The organism is Stenotrophomonas sp. SMYL86 (assembly GCF_036320025.1).
Classification (GTDB): Bacteria; Pseudomonadota; Gammaproteobacteria; order Xanthomonadales; family Xanthomonadaceae; genus Stenotrophomonas; species Stenotrophomonas maltophilia_A.
Genome location: NZ_JAWIRU010000003.1, coordinates 253,506 through 259,954, shown reverse-complemented (window position 1 = coordinate 259,954; position 6,449 = coordinate 253,506). Strand labels below are relative to the sequence as shown.

Annotated in this window: 7 protein-coding genes; 4 read left to right on the top strand and 3 right to left on the bottom strand. The window is 66.6% G+C overall.

Annotated features, from left to right (window positions below):
* Positions 1–103: 103 nt before the first annotated feature.
* The gene (locus V3B64_RS06010) at positions 104–2,032 is read right to left on the bottom strand and encodes a M1 family metallopeptidase (RefSeq protein WP_049463229.1); all 1,929 of its coding nucleotides are present in this window, start codon (positions 2,030–2,032) and stop codon (positions 104–106) included.
* Positions 2,033–2,285: 253 nt separating this feature from the next.
* Complete coding sequence (ubiE, locus tag V3B64_RS06005) at positions 2,286–3,047, bottom strand: bifunctional demethylmenaquinone methyltransferase/2-methoxy-6-polyprenyl-1,4-benzoquinol methylase UbiE (RefSeq protein ID WP_005411082.1); 762 nt, start codon at positions 3,045–3,047, stop codon at positions 2,286–2,288.
* Between the two features lie 80 nt (positions 3,048–3,127).
* On the opposite strand from ubiE, the gene V3B64_RS06000 reads away from it, so the two are divergent.
* The 4 genes from V3B64_RS06000 to V3B64_RS05985 all read left to right on the top strand — a co-directional run bounded on the left by V3B64_RS06000 (position 3,128) and on the right by V3B64_RS05985 (position 4,927).
* Positions 3,128–3,580, top strand: a complete 453-nt coding sequence (locus V3B64_RS06000) for a nucleoside deaminase (RefSeq protein ID WP_121504357.1) — start codon at positions 3,128–3,130, stop codon at positions 3,578–3,580.
* 199 nt (positions 3,581–3,779) lie between these two features.
* On the top strand, positions 3,780–4,040 hold the full coding sequence (locus V3B64_RS05995) for a hypothetical protein (RefSeq protein WP_032129004.1): 261 nt from the start codon (positions 3,780–3,782) through the stop codon (positions 4,038–4,040).
* Positions 4,041–4,115: 75 nt separating this feature from the next.
* Positions 4,116–4,442 (top strand): hypothetical protein, encoded by a 327-nt coding sequence (locus tag V3B64_RS05990; RefSeq protein ID WP_014038526.1) that lies wholly within the window; start codon positions 4,116–4,118, stop codon positions 4,440–4,442.
* A 62-nt stretch (positions 4,443–4,504) separates the two neighbouring features.
* Complete coding sequence (locus V3B64_RS05985) at positions 4,505–4,927, top strand: low affinity iron permease family protein (RefSeq protein ID WP_121504355.1); 423 nt, start codon at positions 4,505–4,507, stop codon at positions 4,925–4,927.
* Positions 4,928–5,036: 109 nt separating this feature from the next.
* On the opposite strand, the gene smeF is transcribed toward V3B64_RS05985, so the two are convergent.
* Entirely contained in the window at positions 5,037–6,437 is a 1,401-nt protein-coding gene (smeF, locus tag V3B64_RS05980; protein WP_162622097.1) for a multidrug efflux RND transporter outer membrane subunit SmeF, read from the bottom strand.
* Positions 6,438–6,449 lie beyond the last annotated feature (12 nt).

Genomic DNA, 6,449 nt, shown 5'->3' with positions numbered 1-6,449 from the left:
CCTCTCCCGCCCCGCTCGCCGCCGGCCGCCCGCGCCCCCCCCCCCCCCCCCCCCCCCCCCCGACTCTACAAAAAAAGCGCCGGGGGATGCCCGGCGCGTTTTCTTACTTGGCTTCGGCCTTGGCCAGCATGTCCTGGACCGAGGCGGTGGTGATCGGGTGGTAGCCCGGCTTGGCCTTTTCGAAGGCCTGCTTGGCCAGCTCCAGCCCCTTCGGCGTCTTCACCAGTTCGGCGTAGATCGGCAGGATCAGCTTGCGACGGCCGACGCGCTCGATAAAGGCGGCCGCGCCTTCATTGGCCTGCTCGTAGCCGCTGCGGATTGCCAGCGGGTACCAGCGCATGGCGATCTCGCCATTCGGGGTGCCGGTGAAGTGGAACGCCTTGTCCAGCGTGGCCAGCTTGTCCAGCGGCTGGGTCGCGCCCAGGCCGTCGATGAAGCGCACCCATTCCTGCGTGCTCCAGTCGGCGATGACCTGGCTGCTCGGCACGGTGCCGGCGCTGGCAAACGCGATGCGCGCGGTATCGACGCTGCTGAAGTTGCGCGACTGCGCCTTGGCCGCGAATGCCGGGATGCCCGGCTCGTCCAGCCACGCCTTCAGCTCGGCCTCGGTCACTGCCGACGGGTTCTTCGGCAGCAGGTTCTTCTTCAGGTACTCGACGAACTGGTCGGTGTTCGCGCTCTGGAACGCGTGGTCATCGAACCAGCCGCGCAGGAACGGGTCGAAGGTCTCGCGGCCGAAGCGCTGTTCCAGGAATTCCAGGAACCACGAACCCTTGACGTAGGCGACCTGGCTCAGGGCTTCGTCGGGGTCACGCTCGTTCAGCGGCGGCAGCGCCAGCGCCTGGTCGGCCGGGCTCATGTCCTTCACTTCGGCCAGCAGGTCGGTCTGGTCGATCTGCTTCTCCATCTCGGCCATTTCCTTGCCGTACAGAGCTTCGGTGATGCGGCCCTGGACGTAGGTGGTGAAGCCTTCATTGAGCCAGATGTCCTTCCAGCTGGCGTTGGTCACCAGGTTGCCCGACCAGCTGTGCGCCAGTTCGTGGGCGACCAGCGAGACCAGCGATTTGTCACCGACGATCACGGTCGGGGTGGCGAAGGTCAGGCGCGGGTTCTCCATGCCGCCGAACGGGAATGACGGCGGCAGCACCAGCATGTCGTAGCGGCCCCAGCGGTATTCGCCGTACAGCTTCTCGGCGGCACCGATCATCTTCTCGGTGTCTTCGAATTCCTTGGCGGCCTTGTTGACCATGGTCGGCTCGGCCCAGACGCCGGAGCGGCCGGAGATCGGCTCGAACACCAGGTCGCCGGCGGCGATGGCCAGCAGGTACGACGGAATCGGCTGCGGCATCTTGAAGGTGTAGTCACCGTCACGCGCGGCCTTCGGATCGTTGTCGGCGCTCATCAGCACCATCACGTCCGGGCGCGAGACCACGTGCGCGCTGTAGGTGAAACGCACGCTCGGGGTGTCCTGCAGCGGCACCCACGAACGGGCGTGGATGGCCTGCGACTGGCTGAACATGAAGGGCAGCTTCTTGCCCTCGGTCATCGACGGTGCCAGCCACTGCAGGCCCGAGGCGGTCGGCGCGGTGTGGTAGGTCACTTCCACCTTGGCCGGCTGTTCCGGGGCTTCGATGGTCAGCTTGCTGCCGAACACCTTGTCAGCGGCGGCCAGCTCGAACTTCAACGGGCTGCGCGCGCCATCGGCAGCGACGGCCTCGACCTTGGACACGGTCAGCTCGCGGGTGTCGAGCACCAGCTGCTTGGCGTCCTTCTGCTTCCATTCCAAGGTGTAGGTGGCGGTGCCGCCGATCTGCTTCTGGTCGAAGTCCAGCTTCAGGTCCAGCGCGATGTCCTTGATGACGACCTTGTCCGGCTCGGCGTACGAGCTTTCGTCGTGGCTGCGGTTCTCGGCGTTCACGGGGGCGGCGGGGGCCTTGGCGGCAGTCGGGGCGGCGGCGGGTGCAGCCGCCTCCTGGGAGCAGCCGGCGGCCAGGGCCACGGCCAGCGGAAGGAGCATCAGCGGATTACGCATGAATCGGGACCGTTACGGGGATCAGACCCCCAATGGTAACTCCCTCCGGCCCCGCAGGCGTTGCGCGGTGCGGGGTAATGGCGGCCGGGGCCGATCCTGCGCCTCCGGCGCATGCCAACCAAGGTTGGCTTCTACAGGTAGGTGCCAACCTTGGTTGGCATCCACAGGTAGGTGCCAACCTTGGTTGGCACGGATCTTTCATCGCTCGCGGCCGGGGTGTGCCAACCAAGGTTGGCACCTACAAAAGCGCGGTTTACAGCTTGTAGCCGGAGTGGATCGAAACAATGCCGCCGGTCAGGTTCTTGTAGTGGCAGCGCTCGAAGCCGGCCTGCCCCATCATCGCCTTCAGTTCATCCTGCGGCGGATGCTTGCGGATGCTCTCGGCCAGGTACTGGTAGCTGTCCGAATCGTTGGCGAACAGCTTGCCCAGCTTGGGCAGGATCTTGAACGAGTGGAAGTCGTAGATCGGCTTGAACCAGTCGGCGGTGACTTCGGAGAATTCCAGCACGCGGGCCTGGCCACCCACCTTCAGCACGCGGTACATCTCGCGCAGGCCAGCGTCCTTGTCGGTCACGTTGCGCAGGCCGAAGGCAATGGTCACCAGGTCGAAGCTGTTGTCCGGGAACGGCAGGGCTTCGGCGTTGCACTGCACGTAGTCCAGGCCGAGCACCAGGCCGCGGTTGGTCAGGCGGTCACGGCCGACCGACAGCATGCCGGCGTTGATGTCGCCCAGCACCACCGAGCCCTCGGCGCCGACGCGCTCCTTCAGCAGGGCGGCGATATCGCCGGTGCCGCCGGCCAGGTCGAGCACACGGTCGCCCGGCTTCACCTGCGCGGTGGCCACGTAGTAGCGCTTCCACGCCCGGTGCACGCCCAGGCTCATCAGGTCGTTCATCAGGTCGTAGTTGCGCGCGACCGAGGTGAACACCTGGCCGACCAGCTTCTGCTTGTCCTTGGCGGCGACGTCGCGGAACCCGAAATGGGTGGTACCGGCTTTGTAGGGGGATTCGCTCATGGCCCCGATTATCGCACCGCCGGGGGCCAGCGGCACCCCCTGCCCGTATCATGGCGGGCCACGACTTACCGGAGCCCCGCATGATCACCACGCCCGACTACCAGGCCCTGCTGCAGACCGCCATCGCCGAAGCCCGCCAGGGCCTGGCCGAGGGTGGCGTGCCGATCGGCGCGGCGCTGTACCACAACGACGGCCGCCTGCTCGGCTGCGGCCACAACCGCCGCGTGCAGGAAAGCGACCCGTCGGTGCATGGCGAGACCGATGCGTTCCGCAAGGCCGGCCGCCAGCGCCGTTACCAGGACACCATCATGGTCACCACGCTGGCGCCGTGCTGGTACTGCTCGGGCCTGGTGCGCCAGTTCAACATCGGCACCGTGGTGGTGGGCGAATCGCGCACATTCCAGGGCGGCATCGACTGGCTGCGCGAGAACGGCGTCAACGTGATCGACCTGGACAGCCAGGAATGCGTGGACCTGCTGGGCGGCTTCATTGCGCAGTACCCGGAGATCTGGAACGAAGACATCGGTGAATGATCACCACGCAGTGTGCTGTTGAACCCGCTTAATGAACGCTTCAGTGCCGGCACGCCCTAGTGCCGGCAGCGTTTGCGGCCAATGCCGTGAACCTGTGCACAGTCAGCTGCGCTGCGTGCACACGCTGCGGTAACACCCCACCCGGCTGCCGCGCCTAGGGTGGGGTTACCGGGACTTCCTTCCCCCGGCGGAGCCAGCCATGTGCGCGCACGCCGTACGCCCCACGCCCGACCCGATCCTCGACGCCATCCGCAAGCGCCTGCAGCAGCAGTACGCGCTGCACCAGCGTGGAGCACTGTTCTGGACTGCCTACCAGGGCCTGCAGCTGGAACTGGTGCGCGGTCACCCGCTCGACCATGAGCGCCTGTGCAATGCAATGGCCGACATGGCCGAAGACCTCGGCGCGGTCGAGCATGCGCAACTGGTAGGCAATCGCAACGCCGGCTGCACATCGCGCTGACGCGGCTTCCACTGCCCCATCGGCCACACTCGGATGAACCCCCACTCCCTCTCCACTCAACCGAACTGGATTGTCATGCACGCCGAAGTTCCCACCATTCCCCCGGTCATCAACGTTGACGCCGAGCTTGACCACTGGCGCCGCCAGCATGCCGACGGCGCACTACCGCACAACTCGTTCGGCTCCTACGTGCCGTGGATCAAGTTCGCCTGTGATTCGCTGATCACCCAGCCGCGCGCCAGCAATGCGCAGCGCGACGAGATGTTCCAGACCCAGTACGCCCTGCAGATCATGCCGCGCCTGAGCGAAGCCCAGGCCCGCGAATTCGTCGACCGTTGCTGGCAGCACGTCTACCAGACCAGCCCGGTGCGCCTGCAGGACGCCCCGCGCCTGCGCGCCTGAGCTGCACAGCCCCTGCACGAGCCGCTGCCGATCATCCTCGTCACCTGAGTGGGACGACGACGATGAAAGCACGCAACCTGTTCAATACGATCGCCAAGAAGGCCGCGGCCGCCACCGGCTCGCCGTGGACCTTCCTGGCCGCGGTAGCGATCGTGGTGATCTGGGGCATCAGTGGCCCGGTATTCGGTTTCAACGACACCTGGCAGCTGGTGATCAACACCGGTACCACCATCATCACCTTCCTGATGGTGTTCCTGATCCAGCACACGCAGAACGCAGATACCGCCGCGATGCAGATCAAGCTGGACGAGCTGATCCGCGCGACGGCCGAAGCCAACAACGAACTGTTGGATCTGGAAGAACTGGACGAGGAGCGGCTGGAAGAGATCCGGCGCGAGTACGAGCAGATGGCGCGCGAAGCTGGCGACGCGCTGGCGCGTGTGCGCGCCTGCCATGGCCTGCGCCGGGATGATGAAGCGGTGTAACGGTAGCGCCACCTGCTCTGGTAGGTGCCAACCTTGGTTGGCACGGATGCGTCAGCGCATGCGGCCGGCATCCGTGCCAACCAAGGTTGGCACCTACCAGAAGCACTGCTTACCCGCGCTCGTGCCAGCCGCCGCCCAGCACCTTGTACAGGGTGATGCGGTTGGCCTGCTGGGCCAGTTGCGCCTGCAGCTGGGTCTGCTGCGCGTTGTAGGCGGTACGGCGCGCATCAAGCAGGGTCACGAAGCTGTCCAGGCCAGCGTCGTAGCGTGCCTGCGACAGGCGGTTGGCCTGTTCGGCCGCTTCCACCAGGCGCTGCTGTGAACTCACCTGCTCATCCAGGCTGACGTTCAACGCCAGCGCATCGGCGGTTTCGCGGAAGCCCACCTGGATCGACTTCTCGTACTGCGCCAGCGCAATGTCACGGTCCGCATTGGCGATGGCCAGATTGGCGCGCAGCTTGCCGCCCTGGAAGATCGGCAGCGTGATCTTCGGCAGGAAGCTCCACACGCGGGTCCCGCTGTCGAACAGGTTGGACAGTTCGCTCGAACCACTACCGATGCTGCCGGTCAGCGAGATGCTCGGGAAGAACGCCGCGCGTGCCGCACCGATGTTGGCGTTGGCCGCCAGCAGCTGGTGTTCGGCGGCCATGATATCCGGGCGCTGCAGCAACACGTCGCTGGGCAGGCCGGCCGGCGGCGGTGCCAGTGCCAGCAGCTGCGGTTCGATGCTGTCCGGCAGCAGTGCCGGATCCAGCTGGCCACCAGCCAGCAGCGCCAGAGCGTTGCGGTCCTGGGCCAGCTGCCCGCGCAGGCGCGCGGCATCGGTGCGCGCGGTCTCGACCAGGGTACGGGTCTGGGTCAGTTCCAGCGCCGAGCTGCCGCCACGTTCATGGCGGGCCTCGGCCAGGCGCAGCGAATCCTCGTAGGTCTTCAGCGTGGCATCGGCGATCTTCAGCCGCTGCGCATCAGCCCCATAGGTCAGCCACGCGGTGGCGGTCTCGGCCACCAGGCTCAGCTGCGCGTTGCGGCGGTTGGCGGCCACGGCGAAGTACTGCTGCAGCGCCGCCTCGCTGAGGTTGCGCACGCGACCGAACAGGTCGAGCTCGAACTCGGCCACACCCACGCCTGCAGTGAACTGCTCGGTGACACCGGCGTCGGTACCACGGCGGTCCATCTGGCCGGTGACGGCCACGCCGGGCACACGGTCGGCGCGCTGTACGCGGTACTGGCCGCGCGCGCGTTCAACGTTGAGTACGGCCACGCGCAGGTCGCGGTTGTTCTGCAGCGACTGGTCGATCACCTGCTGCAGGCGCGCATCGGTGAAGAAGTCGCGCCAGCCGACGGCAGCAACATCGGCCACCTGGCCCTGCGTGGCCTCGGCCGGCCACTGCGCCGGAATGGCCGGAGCAACGGCGGTGTTCTTCGGCACCAGGGTGGAGCAGCCGGCCAGCGCGAGCGCGGCGGCAATGGAAAGGAACAGGGATGCACTTTTCATGGGAATGACTTCCATCGGTACTGCCGG

Bases quoted from the DNA above. Each gene is read 5' to 3' on its own strand.
- V3B64_RS06010 (WP_049463229.1), bottom strand. From the start codon at position 2,032: ATGCGTAATCCGCTGATGCTCCTTCCGCTGGCCGTGGCCCTGGCCGCC.
- ubiE (WP_005411082.1), bottom strand. From the start codon at position 3,047: ATGAGCGAATCCCCCTACAAAGCCGGTACCACCCATTTCGGGTTCCGC.
- V3B64_RS06000 (WP_121504357.1), top strand. From the start codon at position 3,128: ATGATCACCACGCCCGACTACCAGGCCCTGCTGCAGACCGCCATCGCC.
- V3B64_RS05995 (WP_032129004.1), top strand. From the start codon at position 3,780: ATGTGCGCGCACGCCGTACGCCCCACGCCCGACCCGATCCTCGACGCC.
- V3B64_RS05990 (WP_014038526.1), top strand. From the start codon at position 4,116: ATGCACGCCGAAGTTCCCACCATTCCCCCGGTCATCAACGTTGACGCC.
- V3B64_RS05985 (WP_121504355.1), top strand. From the start codon at position 4,505: ATGAAAGCACGCAACCTGTTCAATACGATCGCCAAGAAGGCCGCGGCC.
- smeF (WP_162622097.1), bottom strand. From the start codon at position 6,437: ATGGAAGTCATTCCCATGAAAAGTGCATCCCTGTTCCTTTCCATTGCC.